Origin of the sequence: Paenibacillus sp. BT-177, assembly GCF_025846815.2 — a bacterium.
GTDB classification, from domain to species: domain Bacteria; phylum Bacillota; class Bacilli; order Paenibacillales; family Paenibacillaceae; genus Paenibacillus; species Paenibacillus polymyxa_C.
This window is the reverse complement of sequence record NZ_JAOYTP010000002.1, coordinates 279,437-298,081: the sequence shown is the minus strand read 5'-3', so window position 1 is coordinate 298,081 and position 18,645 is coordinate 279,437. Positions and strand designations below refer to the sequence as shown.

Sequence of the window (18,645 nt, the reverse complement as noted above, 5' to 3'; positions counted from 1 at the left end):
ATGGCTAGAAGAGCAGTAGAACAGGAGTTGTCAAGAGGGCGGATTCTGGAAGCGGCCAGGCACTTGTTTATCACCAAGGGCTACCGTGCGATTTCAATGCGCAGCATTGGCCAGCATCTGGGTTACAGTCATGGTTCGTTATACTATCATTTTAAAGAGAAGGCTGAACTGTTCTATGCCATTGTGATTGAAGATTTCAATACATTGCGTGGGATTCTACTGCAAGCAGCAACAGGCACGCCTGATGATGGCTTGAGCAGATTGGAGTACCTGATGTTGGAATATATCCGTTTTGGCTTGGAAAATCCATATCAGTACGAAATTATGTTCATGATGCATGATGAAGAACTATTTGCATACTGTCGTACAGAGCAAAACCGTTGTGTGGAATTATTTGCGTCTATGATTCGCCAGGAATTAAGTGGTCAGGGACATTCGGAGGAAGAATGCTCAAGAGTACCGAAAAGTCTGTTTTTATCCATGCATGGCTTCGTGTCATTTTATATTCAGGACGGTTTAACATTTGAAGAGATCAGGCCCGCTGCTTTAGCACATGTAAAGCTGCTGTGCAGACAACTATGAGCGTACCTGCATTCACACGCTTCAGCCATGAACATGTAGGGCGCTTTTTTGAGTGTTTGCACTTCATGACGGTGACTTATCATTACGGTACTTTGCGAAAGCGACTAAGAATTTAACAGACGATGGTGTATCCAGCGGGAGAACATCATCGTCTGTTTTTTTTCATGCCTCCGTCAGCCCTTCATAATTTTTACATGGTATTGACGTCTGCGTGGGCCGTCGAATTCACAAAAATAAAGTCCCTGCCATCGTCCAAGCAACAGCTTTCCATCATGAATGATAACCGTTTGTGAGGGGCCTGTTGTAATGGATTTAAGGTGGGACGCCGTATTTCCCTCCATATGGCGATATTGGGGATGTTCCCAGGGATAAACCTCATCCAGCCTTAAAATGACATCATGTTTGACGTCTGGGTCGGCATTTTCATTAATGGCGATGCCAGCAGTCGTGTGTGGACAATAAATCAGAGCTGTTCCTTGCTGCACCCCGCTTTTTTCAATGAGTGCTGCAACTTCGCGTGTAATATCACGCATTTCATCTCGCCGTGTAGTAGATAATTCGAAAGTATGCAACATAAATCCATCTCCCTTCTATGTATTACTTTACCCTTTTCATTCTCAAGATAATATATAGAGTTGACGAAAATTACTTTCCTTTGATAAAGTATCACATAAGAAAAACAAAGTAAGTTTATTGGAATAATTGAATGCTTTAGAATGAGGTGCGTGCTTTGTGGTAAGCAAAGCTGCTGCTGTTCCTGAACTGGTCCAGAAGCGGAAAGGAAGTGTACGGATATGCATGTGGAAGTAAGAGGGTTAAACAAGCATTTCGGTAATTTTCATGCGGTAAAGGACGTATCTTTTGATATTCAGACGGGCCATCTTATTGGTTTGCTCGGTCCAAGCGGCGGGGGGAAAACCTCCATTCTTCGTATTTTGGCAGGGCTGGAGCAACCGGATGCAGGAGAGATCCACTTTCATGGAAAAAGGGTAAACGAGCTGGCACCACAGGAGCGTGGAATCGGATTTGTATTTCAAAACTATGCTTTGTTCAAGCATATGAGCGTGTACGACAATATTGCCTTTGGTTTGAAAGTGAAAAAAAGCTCCAAAGCCCGCATCAAGGAAAGGGTCACTGAGCTGGTCGAACTCACGGGGCTCAAAGGCTTTGAGCATCGTTATCCGCATCAATTGTCAGGTGGACAGCGACAACGGGTTGCTTTCGCGCGTGCTTTGGCACCGGAGCCTCAACTACTGCTGCTGGATGAACCATTTGCGGCTATTGACGCCAAGATTCGTCAGGAGTTGCGTACCTGGTTGCGAGAGTTGATTGAGAGGGTGGGTATTACCTCCATTTTCGTCACCCATGATCAGGATGAGGCGATTGAAGTAGCCGATGAAATTATGGTGATTAATCAAGGTCGACTGGAGCAGAAGGGAACGCCTTGGGATATCTATAAAAAACCGGGGACCCCGTTTGTGGCTTCTTTTATTGGGGAATCCACGGTGATTGAACAGGCGGGTAGTCTCAGAGGCTTCGAGGAAGCTGCCGGAGTGGGAACACGTGCCTTGATTCGTCCGGAGTACATTGATGTCGGACCTAGTGAGGAATTTGCGTTGCTGTCGGCGACCGAGGAAGGCATTGTGAAGCATTTACATTTTCGCGGGAGTGAATGGATGGTTGAAGTACAGGTTGGGGACCAGCGTCTCATGACATACCGTTCATTGGAGAAGTCTACGCTGGAACCTGGTCAGCAGGTGCGAGTGTTGGTGCATCGGGCCTATCTATATAATGAGGAATCCAGCTGGATGGTGGAAAATCGCCTGAAGGAAGACCCGATGCCTATCATCATTTGAAAATAAAACGATCACATATAAGGGGGGTGTCTGGCCTGTTTTACGGCTTTGGACATGCTCCTTTTGTCGTTGGTTGCTGGGGTGATTTACGCAGACTTGATATGTTCGTTATAATAGTAGTAAAAACACCCAGATAGATAGGAGTTAAATCATGAATCGGCTTATTTTTCTTGGCACGGGGGATGCAATGGGGGTTCCGCGTGTGTATTGTGATTGTCTCGTGTGCACAGAGGCACGCACGACAGGAACGAATGTAAGGTTGAGATCGTCTGTGCTGATCAAAAGCGAGACAGAGGATTTTATGATTGATTGTGGCCCCGACTGGCGTAGACAGTTAGAATTGCGCAGCCTGCGTTTTATCTCTACGATTCTCGTGACACATGCGCACTTTGATCATATTGGAGGATTGCCAGAATGGGCGGATGCCTGTCGCTGGACCGGGAACAGAGGGCGCCTGTTCGCTCCACAGGAAGTGATTGACACGATCCTGCGTCAATTTTCCTGGCTCTCCGGAAACTTGGACCTTATTCCAGTAGATCAGGGAGTCCAGCTTGGTGGATGGAACATCAGGGGCTGGCGCGTGAATCATGGAAAGAACGGATATGCTTACGCTTATCGGTTGGAAAAAGACGGCTTCTCATGGGCCTACTGTTCAGATTCAATTGGACTGAATGAGGCGGAAATTTTGCCTTTACATAATCTGAATTTACTCGTGCTGGGGACGAGTTTTTACCATGAGGAAGCGGAGTATGCCACCCGCTCGGTATATGACATGCTGGAGGCTCAGGAGCTTGTAGGAAGACTGAAGCCTGGAAGCACGGTGTTTACACATATGTCCCATGATGTGGATATCACATACAACTACGGGCTGCTGAAAGGGATCAGTTTGGCACACACAGGCATGAGTTTGCCGTTAGAATAACGATTTACATCGTTCGACTAATGCGTAAAAGTGTAGAGAGCCCTTCTTTGATTTGCCGCTCATTGGCGTATGAATAGGACAGCCGTATATGCGTTTTACCCTCTGCACCGATGGGATCAAATACATTGCCTGGGACAAAGGAAACGGACTCTTGTATACTTTTGGCAAGCAGCTCATTAGGTTTTATCGTAGAAGGTAGCTGGAGCCACAGGTTGAGTCCTCCCGCCGGGCTGGTCCATGTCCAGCCGGAATCGCGGAGACTGGCTTCCATCGTTTCCTTACGAATCTGGAGTGCGATACATAGCTTTTTAATATGCTGCTGCATACGTGGGGATTGAAAATATTGTAAAAACAGCTTTTGATTCAGCAGTGGTGATCCATTGTCCACTAGCGCTTTGACGCTCAGCAGACTGTCCATGAGCTGAGGTCGACAAGTCACAGCTGCGATTCGCAGACCGGGTGCGACATATTTGCTGTAGCTGCGAATATAGACGACACTTCCCGAGATATCATAGGAGAAAATCGGAGAAGGCGGTTTTTGCCCAAAGCTAATATCATAGGTGCTGTCATCCTCGACAATAAGACAGCCGTAGCGCTCGGCCAGTTCGGGCAGACGTTTGCGCTGCTCATCAGGGATCGTAAAGCCAGTCGGATTGTGAAATGTCGGATTCATATAGAAGAGACGTGGTTTTTCCGTTTTCAGGCACCATTCAATCTGATCCATATCATAACCTTCCGGCTGTATATCAGTTACAGTCAGACGGGCGCCTTGTCTGCGGAATATTTCCATGGCCGGGCCATAGGCTGGACGTTCGATTAATACACGATCTCCTGTACGAATCAGAGAACGGGAAACCAAGTCAATGGCTTGCTGTGCGCCGGAGGTAATCAGTACTTCGTCCGTTGATACTGCGAAATGCTTATCTGTGCTAAAATGCTGTGCCATGGCATTACGAAGCTCAGCATCTCCTTGTACAGCAGAATAGGTAGCCGCGATTTTCGGATGCTTTTCAAACACCTGCATCATTAATTCTCTCCAATATCGGTTGGGTAGGAGAGAGGGATCAATCAGGGCCTTGGAAAATTGGAAGTCCGCGTTCATGGCATGAACCTGGGTGAGTCCATCCATCCCCCTCCAGACAGAAACAGACGGATCGTCTGCCATGTAAGTGGATTCTGAATGGAAGATCCGTCTTGTGGATGAATGCTCCGAATAGGTAGTAAATGGCCCCAATTCTGCTGCATGGGAAGCATGGGCGTAATATCCCGATTTATCCTTTACATAGATACGCCCTTGTTGCTTTAACTCCTGATATGCCCGGAATACGGTTAACCGGTGCACACCCAATTCCTGAGCCAGACTTCGCACAGACGGCAATTTAGCGTCTGCTGGCCAGTCCCCGCGCTCCATCCGCACATTTATGTAATGGACGACCTGCTCATACAGCTTTAAGCCCGGATCTGTCGAGATCTGTTCCGTTGAAAACAATAATTCGCTGTTATCCTTGCCCATGCGGTCCACGCTCCTTTGTGTGTATTGTACTATACAGCACTTCAAAAACGTGTACAACTGTTCTGTGGTTGCCCATCTGTTCTGTCTGTCTCCTTGTATGCTTGTGAGTAACAGAAGGGAGAGGGAAGTGTCATGATTGGTATCGCCTTTACAGTTATGTGTCTTATTTTTGGTACTACATTTTTGGCTATCAAAGTGGGAGTGGAAGCCGGACTTCCGCCGTTCTTATCGGCAGGCGCACGTTTTATGGCAGCAGGGGCAATCTTGTTTATTGCGATGAGGCTGTTAGGAAAGGTTCGATGGTCGTTATTATGGCGAAAGGAAATGCTGCTAATTGGGACGGGAACGACCTTCGGCACATTCTCAACACTGTATTGGGCGGAGCAATATGTCAGTTCGGGAATCGGTGCTATTTTGTCGGCCACCGGACCGATGATGATTGTGCTGATGCAGTCTGCAATACTGCGGCAAAAAACGACGAGAATTACGCTCATGGGCTGCATGATCAGCTTTCTTGGGGTCGTACTGGTGGTATTGCCCGGTTTGGCCGTTCAAATCAGCGGTCTGTGGCTGGCTGGTTGTATGGCCATTTTGCTGGGTGAGCTGTGCTATTCGGGAGGAGCTCTGTATTCCAAGCGAGTCATGGACGCGTTTCGTGATACGAACCCGATTGCCTTGAATGCAGCACAAATGTTTCATGGTGGTTGGATGCTGCTAGTACTGTCGGCTTTTACAGAGCCTTGGAATTCTGGGGGATGGACTCTGCTGCCTGCCATAGGCTCTCTATTTTATTTGATCGTGTTTGGTTCCATGATTGCGCAGACACTATTTTACTGGCTTATGGCGCGTACGAATCCATTGTTTCCGACCACATGGCTCTACATTTCACCACCGATTGCTGTTGGCCTGGGAGCTTTTTTGTATGGAGAACATGTAAGCTGGTGGATGCTGGCAGGAGTGCTGCTCATTGTGACCGGGTTGATGTGTATGAACAACGGAATTATCCGTCTGGTGAACAGACGTAAAGTACGCTCTGCTGCCTGATACTTTGAAGAGGTCAGTTATGATATGATCTGACAAAAAGAGCCTCCAAACTGCCGTATGTTAATGAACATGCGACGTTTGGAGGCTTTGTTGTTGAAATACTTTATATAAGTATTACGGAAATAGTCACTTTTTGCTTATTCAACATTGAGTACGAATTTGTCGATAGCGTGCTTAACACCGTCTTCGTTATTACTGCGAGTAATGTAATCGGCCAGCTTTTTCAAATCAGGAATCGCATTCTCCATCGCTATGCCAAGACCGGCACATTCCAGCATTTCATGGTCATTCCAAGAGTCGCCGATCGCAATGGTCTCCGACAGATCACAGCCAAAATGGTTTGCAAGGAAGGCAAGGGCGTGGCCTTTAGTGCCTTCATGATGCATAATTTCCAGGAAATGAGGTTTGGATTTTGTAATATGCACTTCACTGCCAAGCAATTCGCGAAGTTCGGGAATTAATTCGTCCAATACTTCTGGCTCGTCAATGATCAGCAATTTAGGGGCCGGTTGCTCTATAACTTTACTGAACACGGGCTCTACAAAATATTCCGTGTTGTTCAGCTCGGTGTAATCTTTAATTTTCTGATTATCTTCACGTGTGTACAATTTGTCATCTATATATGTTTGCAGATGCAGATTGCGTTCCACGCAAAATTCGTACAGACGACGTGCAGCCACGAGTGGAACATAACGCTCATACAGCACGTTTTCGTCGAGCAGATTTTTAACCAAAGCTCCTTGGTACGTAATGATCGGTACATTCAACCCCGTCTGGCGTGCAATTTTGTGCGCGGAGGCATAAGCTCGTCCAGTCGCGAGAGTAACCACCACACCTTTAGCTACAGCAGCTTCCAATGCCTGTTGTGTCGCTGGAGTAACTTCTTTCTGGTCATTAATGAGAGTATCATCAATATCAATGGCAATTAATTTATACATATCGGTATCTCTCCTTTATCTCTATCATGGGGCAATATTAAAATTGTATCTTATAATATTCAAAATGACAATATTGCATTGAAAAAGGGACGACGCCCATAAGAGCCTGTCCCCTTATAACCACTGAAGTATTGGCTTGAAACCATGGAAAAAAGTAACGCTTAGTCTTCCAAAAATACAAGTCCAACAAAGTCGTCCAGCTCAATATTACCAAAGTAATGCTTCAAATCGAGAGAGGATAAGGCTTGACGGACCTCACCTTCATCATAACGCTTGCCGCGCAGAATATTTTCAATATCAGCGACATCACCTACACCGAAGAAATCCCCGTAGATTTTAATATCACGGATGTAGCCTTCCTTCAGATCCATGCGGATATCTATAATACCGACCGGGAATTTACGTGTGTGCTTGATATTGCTCTCGGGGGATAGACCGTAGTTCCAATCCCACGACTGATAGCGTTCTTTGGAAATTTCATGGATTTTAGCCCAATCCGCATCGGTGAGCTTATATTGAGGCACCTGATCCAGTTCTGAGCCAAAGATGGACCGCAGCAGTTCCTCGCGAAATTGTTCTATAGTCATCTCACGGTCCATCAGTTCGCTGATGTTAGCCACGCGACTACGGACAGATTTTGTGCTTTTGGATTTGAATTTTTCGGGATTGGCGTGCAGCGATGCAGCCACATTGTCCAGATTCAAATTGAACATCAATGTACCATGGCTGAACATACGTCCACGTGTGGCAAATTGAGCGTTTCCTGAAATTTTACGTTCTCCGACTTGCAGATCGTTGCGTCCAGTCATTTCGGCTTCTACTCCCATTTGGCGGAGAGCGTCAATCACAGGTTGCGTAAATTTGAGGAAATTATGAAAGGACTCCCCGTTATCCTTGGTAATGAAACTGAAATTTAAATTACCGAGATCATGATATACAGCCCCGCCGCCGGACAGGCGACGAACGACTTGAATATTGTTGTCTCTCACAAACTCAGCGTTGATTTCTTCAACGGTGTTTTGATGCTTGCCTATAATAATAGAAGGCTGATTAATGTAAAACAGCAGATAGCTGTCGTCCAGCGGTAGATGCTTGAGTGCGTATTCCTCAATAGCAAGATTAATGGCTGGGTCGTGTATGCCCTGGTTGTCGATGAACAGCATGTCCATTCCTCCGTATATAAACTGTGTAATTTATGTGTGCCTCCCTCTATTGTAACCCAAGTGAGCCATGTACAAAAGCTCATTTGCATTGACGGGACGCAAAAAGCAGCCTCATAATGGATCTAAATGATTGGAAACGGCCGGAAAGGATGAGAGGCAATGATAGAGGTTTACGGTCATGGCGGGGACAGGGAAACGGCTGCCGCGACATTTGGTGGAGCTGCTGCGGATTTTGTGGATTTTAGTGCAAATATTAATCCGCTTGGTCCGCCACCGGAGGTGCTTGAGGCACTGCAAAGCTCATTGGACACGGTGATTCGCTATCCTGACCCTGGGCACCGCCACTTTAAAAATATGCTGGCACGGCGGCTACAGGTTCCACCGGAGTCGCTGAGCATCGGTAACGGCGCGGCTGAAAGCATGGCTCTCTTACTATTGGGCCTGGCTCCCAAGCGTGTGGGCACAGTGGAGCCGTGTTTTTCGGAATATGCCGAGCTGGCTGGCAAATTCGGAGCCGAGATCCACCGGGTATACGGAAAGGCTTCGCTTCAATGGAAGGCAGACGTGGAGGACATCCTTCGGCTCATGGAGCAGGTAGATGTATTGTTCCTTGGGCAACCGAATAATCCGAACGGTGTGCAATATGGTGAGCAGGAGCTATATGAACTGGCAGAGGCGGCTGGCAGAACGGGTACTGTGCTGGTGGTGGATGAAGCTTTTATTGATTTTATCCCACTGGAACGGCAAATCTCACTATTGCCTGTGCTGGATCGCTATCCTCATGTGATTTTGATCCGATCGATGACCAAATTTTATGCCATTCCTGGCTTGCGATTGGGCTATGCGATTGCTCATCCGGACTATATCCGGCAAATGACGGCCAAACAGGTGACCTGGAGTGTTAATGGATTGGCGTTGCTGGCTGGAGAGGCGTGTCTGAGAAGTGGGCAAGCTTATGAGCGCCGCACACAGGAACTGATTGCGACGGAGCGCAGTCGCTTACTGACTGCCTTGGCGGAATGGGGCTGCGGTGTCGTTCCCGGCGAAGCCAATTACGTGCTGGCAAGGGCGCCGGGAACGTGGAGTGCATCGGCTATTCAGCAGGCGCTTGGACAGCGTGGGATTCTTATACGTAGTTGTGCCATGTATCCGGGGTTGTCGACGAGCCATTTTCGAATTGCAGTCAAGGGCGCTGAAGCCAATAATATGCTGCTGTCTGCACTCAGTGAAGTGCTGGAGGAGGAGCGGCGTGATCGTTAGCTTGGTAATCATGGCAGCCTATCTGCTGGACAGGCTAATCGGTGATCCGAGATGGTTGCCGCATCCAGTCATCGGGATGGGACATGCCATATCAGCATTGGAAAAAGCGATTCGCCGTAAGGCCCGCAGTGATCAGGGACTGAAATGTGCGGGCATGCTGCTTCCACTTATTGTGGCAGGAGGCTCCTTTGTGCTTGCTTGGGGGCTGTTGCGTGTGCTTGCCTGGATTCATCCGTGGCTGTCTGTCGTCGTAGAAATTGTTCTGATTGCAACTACGATTGCTTCCAAAGGACTAAAGGATGCAGGGATGGCAGTATACCGAGCGTTGCAGGCGAATGACTTGACTGCGGCACGTCGGGAGCTAGGCATGATTGTCGGGAGGGATACGCAGCAGCTTGACGAGCCCGAAATTGTGCGCGGTACCGTCGAAACGGTCGCTGAAAATATCGTGGACGCCATTATTTCCCCGCTTTTTTATGCCCTGATCGGGGGAGCACCCTTGGCACTGGCATATCGTGCCGTAAACACGCTCGATTCAATGGTTGGCTACAAAAATGAAAAGTACCTGCATTTAGGCTGGGCCTCGGCACGGCTGGATGATGTAGCTAACTACATTCCGGCTCGCATGACAGCAGTTATGCTAGTGATAGCGTCGTGGTTGTATCGGCTGGATGCTGCAAGAAGCTGGCGGACAATCAAGCGGGATGCCCGTCTGCATCCAAGCCCAAATAGCGGATTTCCCGAATCAGCGGTGGCAGGTGCCCTAGGGATTCGTCTCGGTGGCTATAATGTGTATCACGGCATACGCTCCTTTCGGGCATATATGGGCGAAGGGATACGACCGCTGGAGTCGAAGGATATCCGGCATACGATCCGGCTGATGTTCGCCGTATCCACTATGTTTGTAGGATTGTGTTTGATGGGAGCCGCAGGGTGTTTTGCCTTGGGATGGATGCAGTGAGGAGTGACACGATTTTGAAACAAGATACAGAAGGAAAAAGAGTGCGAGAAAGTGCACCAAGTCCGAACTCACAACAGGTTAGTAAGCCGAATGATGCTAAAGAAGATCTGCAGTGGGACATGGAGCTCGTGCTAGTTCGTCATGGCACAACCTTATGGAATAAGGAACGTCGATATCTGGGACATGCCGACTTGGGTTTACTGTCGGGAGCAGAGCAGGAGTTAAAGACTTTACAGAAAAAATTGCAGGGACATTCCTTTGCTCGAATCTATTGCAGCGACTTAATGCGATGTCGCCAGACCTTGCAGATCATTTTGCCGGAGTCTGCATTGACGTCTGAATGTTCCCTCTCTGCTATGCCTCCTATCATGGAACCACGTCTGCGAGAACTTCACTTTGGTGAGTGGGATGGAAAAACGTATGACATGCTTAAGGATGTGGCGTTGTATCGCGCTTGGATTGATGAGCCGCAACAATTCACCCCACCTGGAGGAGAGCCTTGGATTCATTTTGTGAATCGTCTGCGTGAATTCCTAGACTCTCTGTTTGCGTGGCGCATTGCTTTGGAGGTTCAGCCAATGGAGTCGAATGCTGCGCCGCCCTCTGTTTTGATTGTCACGCATGGTGGTGTAATTCGTCAGTTGGCTTGTATGCTTATGCCTGGACATGATTTTTGGAGTCTGAATCCGAAGCCGGGAGAAGCATTTAGGATTCAGTTAAGGTTGATAGGACCGCACAATTGTATAGCAAGATTGCTTTCTCATTAGGTTAAACAAGGCGAATAAAGCGACTGTTTGGGTTGTAAGCTAACTCTTTTTAACCTATAATCATCAAGTAAAAGAACGGCTTGACTACCACTACATCAAATATCCAGCAGACGAGGTCGGCGCCATGTGAGGAACTTGCTTTCCTTTATTGCGCTATTAAAAGGGAAGTCGGTGTGAGTCCGACGCGGTCCCGCCACTGTAAATGGAAACATGCTCATTAGCCCTGTTTTATGTGCCGCCAAGCATATGAAAGAATATCAGGACATGCATTTTCCATAAGTCAGGATACCTGCCCGTCCGCCTGTCACCATAATCCTTCGAGGAAAGGATGACGTGTTCGCAGTGACTGTCCATGCGGAAAGAAGCTGCCCGCCTGCGCACGATCTGTGCTAACGTGACCCCTGTGTCCTGATATGAGGATGCGGGGGTTTTTGATAGGAAAAGAAGGCTGGAATGAGAAAATATCGGATGAAGTTCAAGTAACGCTCTTAACGATTTATGTATGAAGGGGTGCAAATCATGGCAGGAAAAAAAATAAAGGTATGGACTACAGGTCTATTGGCGCTGATATTGGCAGTTGGGCTGAGTGCATGTGGCGCGAATGGAAAAAATGCAGAAAATAAAGAGGGCCAAGCTTCTTCACAGCAGCCGGGACAGACCGTAACCGCACAAGTGCCTCCGGGTAAAACGGTTTACCCGCTAACGCTTAAGGATGCAACAGGACAGGAATTTACATTTAAAAAAGCACCGGATAAGATCGTTTCCGTCTCCCCGGCAGAAACCGAGGCGCTGTTCGCTATCGGACTGGATAAGGAAATTGTTGGTGTATCCGACTACTCTGATTACCCGGAGGCAGCTACGAAAAAGCCTAAAATGGGCGGTATTATGAAACCGAACGAAGAGGCGATCATTGCTGCGAACCCGGAAGTTGTTTTTGCAGGGATTTCACTTAGTGAACAGGCTGCGACTAAGCTGCGTGATATGGGAATTATGATTTTTAAAACAGAACCGAAAACAGTTGAAGATGTCATAGCTAACATCGAATTGTATGGGAAAATCACCGATCACCAGAAAGAAGCGAGAGCGGTGACTGACAAGATGAGAGCAGATGTAGCAGAAGTGAAAGAAGGAGTTAAAAATATCGGCAAAGGGCAGAAGCTGCGGGTATACGTCGAATTTTCACCAGGCTGGACAGTGGGTAAGGGCGAATTTATGGATGAACTGATCACATTGGCGGGCGGCGAAAACGTGGGTGCCACGCAGAAGGGCTGGTACCAAATCAGTGAGGAAAATATTATAGCTGCCAACCCTGACGTGATTTTGTACAGCAAAAGTGTGAAGGATGATAAAACAGGCCAGACCCTCGGCGATATCATAAAAGCTCGCAGTGGATGGGATCAAATATCGGCTGTTCGTAACCATCGTGTATTTGCCGTGGATGATAATTTGATTAGCCGTCCAGGTCCACGCGTAACAGAAGGGCTCAAGGAAGTGGCCAAGGGCGTGTACCCTGAAATTTTCAAATGAACCGTAGACTGATCGGTTTTGGGGGGACAGGTCTTGTCTTGCTGCTGCTGACGCTGCTACTCTGTCTTGGCATCGGCTCGGTCAGTCTTCCGGTCAGCCAGATCACAGGTATTTTGATCAACCACCTACCGTGGTTAGGTGATACGTTTACACCGGATTGGAATACATCCTCAGAGCAAATCATTTTAAAGGTCAGATTGCCACGGGTGTTACTGGGAATGTTGGTTGGAGCAGCGCTGGCGCTGGCGGGAGCCGGATTTCAGGGTGTGTTGCGTAATCCCTTGGCTGATCCGTATACCCTTGGGGTATCCTCGGGAGCTTCGGTCGGAGCAGCAGTACTGATTTATTGGGGGCTTCAATTTTCATTTGTGGGTATATGGACGCTTCCGCTAGTTGCATTTATAACCGGCATGCTGACGCTGTGGATGGTGTTGACGTTGGCGCGTGAAGGTGGGAAAATTCCGACCCAAAGCCTCATTTTATCAGGTGTGGTGATGCAATTTTTTGGGGGAGCCATTGTTTCTTTTCTGGCAGCCATGTCGAAGGAAACAGTCAATGAAATATTGTACTGGACGCTGGGAAGTCTCAGTCTGCGCGGTTGGTCATATACGGGAATTCTTTTACCTTACGTGATCGTTGGGCTGGTGTTTCTATGGAACCGGGCACGGGTGCTGAATATTCTGGCTTTGGGAGAACGTCAAGCGGCTCATATGGGGGTTCATGTAGATGCGACGAAGCTATCTGTCCTAATCATATCTACCTTGCTGACAGCTGCCGCTGTCTCGGTATGTGGAGTCATTGGCTTTGTTGGACTTGTTGTGCCTCATATCATTCGTCTGATGGCAGGTCCCGATTACCGGATGATTGTTCCGTTATCTGCACTGGGTGGAGCTATTTTTATGGCTTGGGCAGATACGGCGGCTCGCACGTTGTTGGCCCCAACGGAAATTCCTCTGGGCGTTATGACGGCCTTTGTTGGGGCACCGTTCTTCGCGTATCTCCTGTACCGGAACAAGAAGCTACGCAGGGGGGATCTGTTGTGACCAAACAAAGTGAATCACAGAAGGTGGATGATCGGGCGCTAGAGGTAGCAGGCCTGACCCGTGCTTATGGAGAATTCCATGTGTTGAAGAATATTAGCTGGAACGTAGACGAAGGAGCTTGGTGGGGGATCATTGGTCCGAATGGGAGTGGAAAATCGACGTTGCTGCATCTGCTTTCTGGCGTAGATCAGCCGACTTCTGGAAGTGTTCATATCTATGGTAAAAAGGTCGGTAGCTACAGCAGAAAAGAGCTTTCCCAACTTGTAGCCGTACTCCAGCAGGAGGGAATTCCTCCAGTGGGATACACCGTCAGGGAAGTTATAGAAATGGGACGGTTTCCTCATCAGGACTGGCTAGGCAGGGAAAAGGGAGTTGATGTGGAGGCGATTACGGATCGGGTCCTAGCGCGATTGAGTCTTACTTCACTGGCCGACAGAACATTGGACCGCTTGAGTGGGGGACAGCGACAGCGTGTAGCATTAGCAAAGGTGATGGTACAGGAGCCACAGGTATTGCTGCTGGACGAACCTACGACCTATCTGGATTTGCGCTATCAGCTTGAATTTATGGAGTTGCTGGCAGAATGGCGCCAAGAAACGGGCGTGACAATCATTGCTGTCCTGCATGATCTTAATTTGGCAGCACAGTTTTGCGATAATTTGCTTGTACTTAAGGATGGAATGGTTGAAGGATTGGGTACTTCATCGGATTTGCTAACAGAGGACCGGATTCGTCGTGTATATGGTGTTGAGCCTGTAATGCTTCCGCATCCCGATAGCGGTGTGCCGCAGCTCTTGCTGCGCAGAAGCGCTGCGTCTACAGCAGACCAATAGGAGAATGGGAACATACTAAAAAAAGAGCAGGGAGTGGAAGATATGAACGACAAGCTGCGTCAGCTGATCGATAGCATTGCCCAGCCGGATGGAGTGGCGGCTTCGGCAGCTTCAGCACATTTGGACCAATTAACGAAGCCACCTGGAAGTCTTGGAAAGCTGGAGAGTTTGGCCATCCAGTTAGCAGGAATTACTGGTGTGGACAAGCCTGAATTTGATCGTAAAACGGTGATGGTCATGGCTGCGGATCATGGTGTGTGTGAAGAGGGAGTTAGCGCCTTTCCAGCTGAGGTTACGCAGCAAATGCTGTATAACATGCTGTCAGGCGGCGCAGCAATTAATGTGCTGGCACGTCATGCGGGCGCTGATGTCCAGGTAGTAGATGTTGGCGTGAATGCGGATGTTTCTCACCCGGATTTGGTGAATCGTAAGGTGCGCATGGGCACTTCGAATATGGCTAAAGGGCCAGCTATGCTGCGTACGGAAGCGGAACAAGCAGTTTTGGCCGGAGCTGAAGCTGTAGCAGAAGCGGTTAAAGGTGGTACACGGCTATTCGTTACTGGAGAGCTGGGCATTGGAAATACGACAGCCAGCGCTGCGGTTGTATGTGCGCTCACCGGACTTGAGCCGGAAGTGATCGTGGGCCGGGGAACGGGTGTAGATGTGGCGGGACTTACCCGTAAAATAGCCGTTGTCTGCCGCGCATTGGATGTGAATCAACCGGATGCCAATGACGCGCTTGACGTGCTGACCAAGGTCGGCGGTCTGGAGATTGCCGCCCTGGCAGGCGTCATCCTCGGCGCATCCGCACATCGCTGTCCAGTGGTGCTGGACGGTTTTATTTCCGGCGCGGCTGCTCTCGCTGCACACGCAATTGCGCCTGCAAGCGCGGCGTACATGCTTGCTTCGCACGCCTCGGACGAGCGCGGACACGCGGCGGTGCTTCGCCAGCTCAAGCTGGAGCCCATGCTCCATCTGGACATGCGGCTCGGTGAGGGCACGGGCGGTGCGCTGAGCTTGCACCTGATTGATGCGGCGTGCCGGATTATGCGCGAAATGGCGACCTTTGCCGATGCAGGCGTATCGGACGGTCAGGGAGCCGCGCAGCGATGAAGGCGCTCGTGACCGGCGGGGCACGCAGCGGAAAAAGCGGCTTTGCCGAGCGATTATGCATGGCGCGCGCGCCGCGCGCCTGCTACATTGCAACGGCCCAAGCCTATGACGTGGAGATGAAGGAGCGCATCGCTCTTCATCGGCTCCAGCGCGATTCTGCCGGGTATGACTGGCAGACGCTGGAGGAAGCGCAGGCGCTGCCGGAGCTGCTGCGACAACTTGGCAACGCTCAAGCGTCGCAGCCTGCGTCTATGGTGCTGGTCGACTGCCTGACCCTGTGGCTGTCGAACGTACTGCTGGCCGCAGGCGAGGACGGTGAAACTGCCGCCAGAGCCGCCATGGATGAACTGGCGGCAGCTGTGGAGCAGTATCCGGGATCGCTCGTCATCGTAACCAATGAGGTCGGTGACGGTATTGTACCAGAATATCCGCTTGGAAGGCTGTACCGGGATTTGAGCGGGATTATGAATCAGCGGATTGCCCGTCTTTGTGATGAAGTTTTTTTAGTAACGGCGGGTATCCCCGTAGAACTTAAACAGTTGGAATATAAGCTATGAGCAGTGAACGTCAGGCTGTTGCTGCGGCTTTTCAATTTTTATCCCGTCTACCGGTCAAGGCGGAGCTGGATTTTTCCCCGGAGTTGCTGAAACGCAGTACAAGCTATTATCCGCTGGTTGGATTGGTTATTGCCATTATCGTTTGGAGCTTTGCGGCGCTTACGGCTATGGTGCTGCCACCAGTGCCATGTGCGATTCTTACCCTTGCTGTCTGGGTGTGGTTGACGGGCGGACTGCATCTGGACGGGTGGATGGATGCGGCTGATGCCTTGTTTAGCTACAGGTCCCGTGAACGGATGCTGGAAATTATGAAGGATAGCCGTGTAGGAGCGATGGGTGTTATTGCTTGTGTACTGCTACTCATGCTCAAGGCTTCTTTGTTGTATACCGTGCTGGTTGAGCGAAATGGGTCCGGCTTGCTGATACTTCCGATGGTTTGGAGCCGTTGGTTTATGGTACATGCGATGAGGCGCTGGCCTAAAGCCCGTAACGATGATGGGCTGGCGGCGCGTTTTGCTGATATGAACGGTAAACGTGTCGGACTGGCCGTATTCTGGGCAGTATTAGTGACGCTATGCGCTGCTGTAGGGCAATATATCTTTGCAGGTTTAGCTACAGTAACAGAGGAAGCAGGGGGCCTATCGTTAGCAGGGGCATACTTACAGATGCATCTTTCGTATTCTGGTTTTTTTCCAATCTGGCTAGGTTTTGCATTGCTTCCGCTTTTGGCCTACGGAGCTGGAACCTTTGTTGCAAACCGTATTAACCGTCGCCTTGGGGGACTTACGGGGGATATATACGGAGCTTTGAACGAATTGCTGGAGACGGTTTTGTTGCTGTTTATTGTCATTTTGTACGGGTTGTAACCCAATTTGAAATGAATTCGTTAAAGGGGAAGAGGCAATTGTCAACTTTCGAACCGTCCCGCACGAACCCGGCAGCTATATTGATGCTTCAAGGAACAGCGTCGGATGTGGGCAAAAGCGTAGTAACGACTGCGCTGTGCCGGATCTTTCTGCAGGACGGTTATCGTCCCGCACCGTTTAAGTCACAAAATATGGCGTTAAACTCTTATGTTACTGAGGACGGCAAGGAAATTGGACGTGCTCAGGGTGTGCAGGCCGAAGCTTGTGGTATTGAGGCGACGACTGATATGAATCCAATTCTGATTAAGCCGGTCAAGGACATGCACTCACAAATTGTTGTACACGGTGTACCTTATGCCTATATGAGCGCCTCTGATTACCGAAAGGATTTTTTGCCACAAGCTAAGCATACCGTTATGGATGCGCTGAATCGGCTGCGTGATACCTATGATATTGTGCTTATGGAAGGGGCGGGCAGCCCGGCAGAGATTAATTTAAAGGACCGCGATATTGTAAATATGAACCTTGCAGGCTGGGCGGATGCTCCAGTATTGCTGGTTTCGGATATCGACCGGGGCGGTGTCTTTGCCTCTCTGGTAGGGACTATCGAATTGCTGGAACCCCATGAAGTACAGCGTATCCGTGGATTTATCATTAACAAATTCAGAGGCGATTTGTCCCTGCTTCAACCGGGATTAGACTGGCTGGAAGAACGGACAGGTATTCCTGTACTCGGTGTATTGCCCTATTTACCGGACATTCGTATTGAAGCAGAGGATTCGGTCGTACTGGACAAGAAGCCTAAGCGGTCAGCAAAAGATAAAGAATTAGATATAGCGGTGATACGCTATCCGCGTATTTCCAATTTTACGGACACGGATGCTTTGGCTGCAGAGCCTGACGTGAGCGTACGTTATGTCACAGAGGCCGGACAATTGGGCGTACCGGACGCTATTATCTTACCGGGAACCAAAGACACCATCGGCGACCTGCTGGAATTGCGTGAAAGAGGGCTGGAGGAAGACATTCGAGAGGCCATGAAGACGGGACGCACGCAACTGGTTGGTATTTGTGGGGGCTATCAGATGCTGGGCACAGCGCTATTTGACCCCGATGCCGTCGAATCTGGGTTGCCGCAGCAGGCAGATGGATTAGGATGGCTAGCTCTATCTACGACCTTCTTAAAGGAAAAGCAAACCGTGCGTGTTCAAGGAACCCTGTCTAATCATTGCCCGCTTTTGCTAAGCGCTGCACCTGATTCAGGTTCTGCCGCCAAGCCAATCATTGAAGGTTATGAAATACATATGGGTGTTACGGAGTATGTCACGGAACCACATGTATCTATAGACAGAACTCCAGACTCAACGAATATGAAAACATTATTCCAGATTCAGCGTGGGGAAGGGGCCGCCTTTGAGGAAGGTTGCGGCACGATTGACGGTAAGGTATGGGGAACCTACTTGCATGGTGTGTTTGATAATGACCGTTTTCGCCGGTCCTGGTTGGATGGATTGCGACAAGCCAAGGGCTTGGCAGCTTTAGATAGCACTTTTACTGTACGTGAAGCCAAGGAACAAGAGTTTGACCGTGTCGCAGAGGTGGTACGAGCTCATTTAGATATGGAGCAAGTTTATCGCATTCTGGGGATGGATTCATAAACTTCTTCATGGAAGATCCTTTAAATCGCTTTAAAAAAATAA

The 18,645-nt window shown here is 49.2% G+C and carries 18 protein-coding genes and 1 riboswitch; of the genes, 14 read left to right on the top strand and 4 right to left on the bottom strand.

Going from position 1 to position 18,645, the window contains the following annotated elements:
• Complete coding sequence (locus OIU26_RS07555) at positions 1-582, top strand: TetR/AcrR family transcriptional regulator (protein ID WP_013369977.1); 582 nt, start codon at positions 1-3, stop codon at positions 580-582.
• A 173-nt stretch (positions 583-755) separates the two neighbouring features.
• On the opposite strand, the gene OIU26_RS07550 is transcribed toward OIU26_RS07555, so the two are convergent.
• Entirely contained in the window at positions 756-1,157 is a 402-nt protein-coding gene (locus tag OIU26_RS07550; RefSeq protein ID WP_013369978.1) for a secondary thiamine-phosphate synthase enzyme YjbQ, read from the bottom strand.
• Positions 1,158-1,376: 219 nt separating this feature from the next.
• Between OIU26_RS07550 and OIU26_RS07545 the strand changes: the two genes are divergently transcribed.
• Both OIU26_RS07545 and OIU26_RS07540 read left to right on the top strand, forming a co-directional pair.
• Complete coding sequence (locus OIU26_RS07545; RefSeq protein WP_013369979.1) at positions 1,377-2,438, top strand: sulfate/molybdate ABC transporter ATP-binding protein; 1,062 nt, start codon at positions 1,377-1,379, stop codon at positions 2,436-2,438.
• Positions 2,439-2,589: 151 nt separating this feature from the next.
• The gene (locus OIU26_RS07540; protein ID WP_264216423.1) at positions 2,590-3,360 is read left to right on the top strand and encodes an MBL fold metallo-hydrolase; all 771 of its coding nucleotides are present in this window, start codon (positions 2,590-2,592) and stop codon (positions 3,358-3,360) included.
• A gap of 4 nt (positions 3,361-3,364) precedes the next feature.
• Here OIU26_RS07540 and OIU26_RS07535 read toward each other — a convergent pair whose 3' ends face one another.
• Complete coding sequence (locus OIU26_RS07535) at positions 3,365-4,873, bottom strand: PLP-dependent aminotransferase family protein (protein ID WP_264216422.1); 1,509 nt, start codon at positions 4,871-4,873, stop codon at positions 3,365-3,367.
• Between the two features lie 132 nt (positions 4,874-5,005).
• Here OIU26_RS07535 and OIU26_RS07530 point away from each other — a divergent pair, with 132 nt between their 5' ends.
• Entirely contained in the window at positions 5,006-5,917 is a 912-nt protein-coding gene (locus tag OIU26_RS07530) for an EamA family transporter (protein ID WP_264216421.1), read from the top strand.
• A gap of 137 nt (positions 5,918-6,054) precedes the next feature.
• Here OIU26_RS07530 and OIU26_RS07525 read toward each other — a convergent pair whose 3' ends face one another.
• Together OIU26_RS07525 and OIU26_RS07520 are read right to left on the bottom strand one after the other, a co-directional pair.
• Positions 6,055-6,855, bottom strand: coding sequence for a Cof-type HAD-IIB family hydrolase (locus OIU26_RS07525; RefSeq protein WP_016820665.1), 801 nt, complete (start codon positions 6,853-6,855; stop codon positions 6,055-6,057).
• Between the two features lie 161 nt (positions 6,856-7,016).
• Positions 7,017-8,018, bottom strand: a complete 1,002-nt coding sequence (locus tag OIU26_RS07520; RefSeq protein ID WP_013369984.1) for a lipoate--protein ligase — start codon at positions 8,016-8,018, stop codon at positions 7,017-7,019.
• A gap of 159 nt (positions 8,019-8,177) precedes the next feature.
• Here OIU26_RS07520 and cobD point away from each other — a divergent pair, with 159 nt between their 5' ends.
• The 10 genes from cobD to OIU26_RS07470 all read left to right on the top strand — a co-directional run bounded on the left by cobD (position 8,178) and on the right by OIU26_RS07470 (position 18,603).
• Positions 8,178-9,278 (top strand): threonine-phosphate decarboxylase CobD, encoded by a 1,101-nt coding sequence (gene cobD, locus OIU26_RS07515; protein ID WP_264216420.1) that lies wholly within the window; start codon positions 8,178-8,180, stop codon positions 9,276-9,278.
• Positions 9,268-10,239 (top strand): adenosylcobinamide-phosphate synthase CbiB, encoded by a 972-nt coding sequence (cbiB, locus tag OIU26_RS07510; RefSeq protein ID WP_264216419.1) that lies wholly within the window; start codon positions 9,268-9,270, stop codon positions 10,237-10,239. Before cobD ends, cbiB begins: the two co-directional genes overlap by 11 nt.
• 14 nt (positions 10,240-10,253) lie before the next feature.
• The gene (locus OIU26_RS07505) at positions 10,254-11,006 is read left to right on the top strand and encodes a histidine phosphatase family protein (protein ID WP_264216418.1); all 753 of its coding nucleotides are present in this window, start codon (positions 10,254-10,256) and stop codon (positions 11,004-11,006) included.
• Positions 11,007-11,102: 96 nt separating this feature from the next.
• Positions 11,103-11,317: riboswitch (cobalamin riboswitch) on the top strand.
• A 208-nt stretch (positions 11,318-11,525) separates the two neighbouring features.
• Complete coding sequence (locus OIU26_RS07500; RefSeq protein WP_264216417.1) at positions 11,526-12,533, top strand: cobalamin-binding protein; 1,008 nt, start codon at positions 11,526-11,528, stop codon at positions 12,531-12,533.
• Positions 12,530-13,576 (top strand): FecCD family ABC transporter permease, encoded by a 1,047-nt coding sequence (locus OIU26_RS07495; protein ID WP_058829192.1) that lies wholly within the window; start codon positions 12,530-12,532, stop codon positions 13,574-13,576. The genes OIU26_RS07500 and OIU26_RS07495 overlap by 4 nt, the downstream gene beginning before the upstream one ends.
• Positions 13,573-14,409, top strand: coding sequence for an ABC transporter ATP-binding protein (locus OIU26_RS07490; RefSeq protein WP_264216416.1), 837 nt, complete (start codon positions 13,573-13,575; stop codon positions 14,407-14,409). The genes OIU26_RS07495 and OIU26_RS07490 overlap by 4 nt, the downstream gene beginning before the upstream one ends.
• A 42-nt stretch (positions 14,410-14,451) precedes the next feature.
• Positions 14,452-15,522 carry a nicotinate-nucleotide--dimethylbenzimidazole phosphoribosyltransferase gene (gene cobT, locus OIU26_RS07485; protein WP_264216415.1) on the top strand — a complete coding sequence of 357 codons (1,071 nt, stop codon included), beginning with the start codon at positions 14,452-14,454 and terminating at the stop codon, positions 15,520-15,522.
• Positions 15,519-16,079 (top strand): bifunctional adenosylcobinamide kinase/adenosylcobinamide-phosphate guanylyltransferase, encoded by a 561-nt coding sequence (cobU, locus tag OIU26_RS07480; RefSeq protein ID WP_058829195.1) that lies wholly within the window; start codon positions 15,519-15,521, stop codon positions 16,077-16,079. The genes cobT and cobU overlap by 4 nt, the downstream gene beginning before the upstream one ends.
• Positions 16,076-16,945 carry an adenosylcobinamide-GDP ribazoletransferase gene (gene cobS / locus OIU26_RS07475; RefSeq protein ID WP_264216414.1) on the top strand — a complete coding sequence of 290 codons (870 nt, stop codon included), beginning with the start codon at positions 16,076-16,078 and terminating at the stop codon, positions 16,943-16,945. The genes cobU and cobS overlap by 4 nt, the downstream gene beginning before the upstream one ends.
• A 38-nt stretch (positions 16,946-16,983) precedes the next feature.
• Positions 16,984-18,603 carry a cobyric acid synthase gene (locus OIU26_RS07470; RefSeq protein ID WP_137078106.1) on the top strand — a complete coding sequence of 540 codons (1,620 nt, stop codon included), beginning with the start codon at positions 16,984-16,986 and terminating at the stop codon, positions 18,601-18,603.
• Positions 18,604-18,645 lie beyond the last annotated feature (42 nt).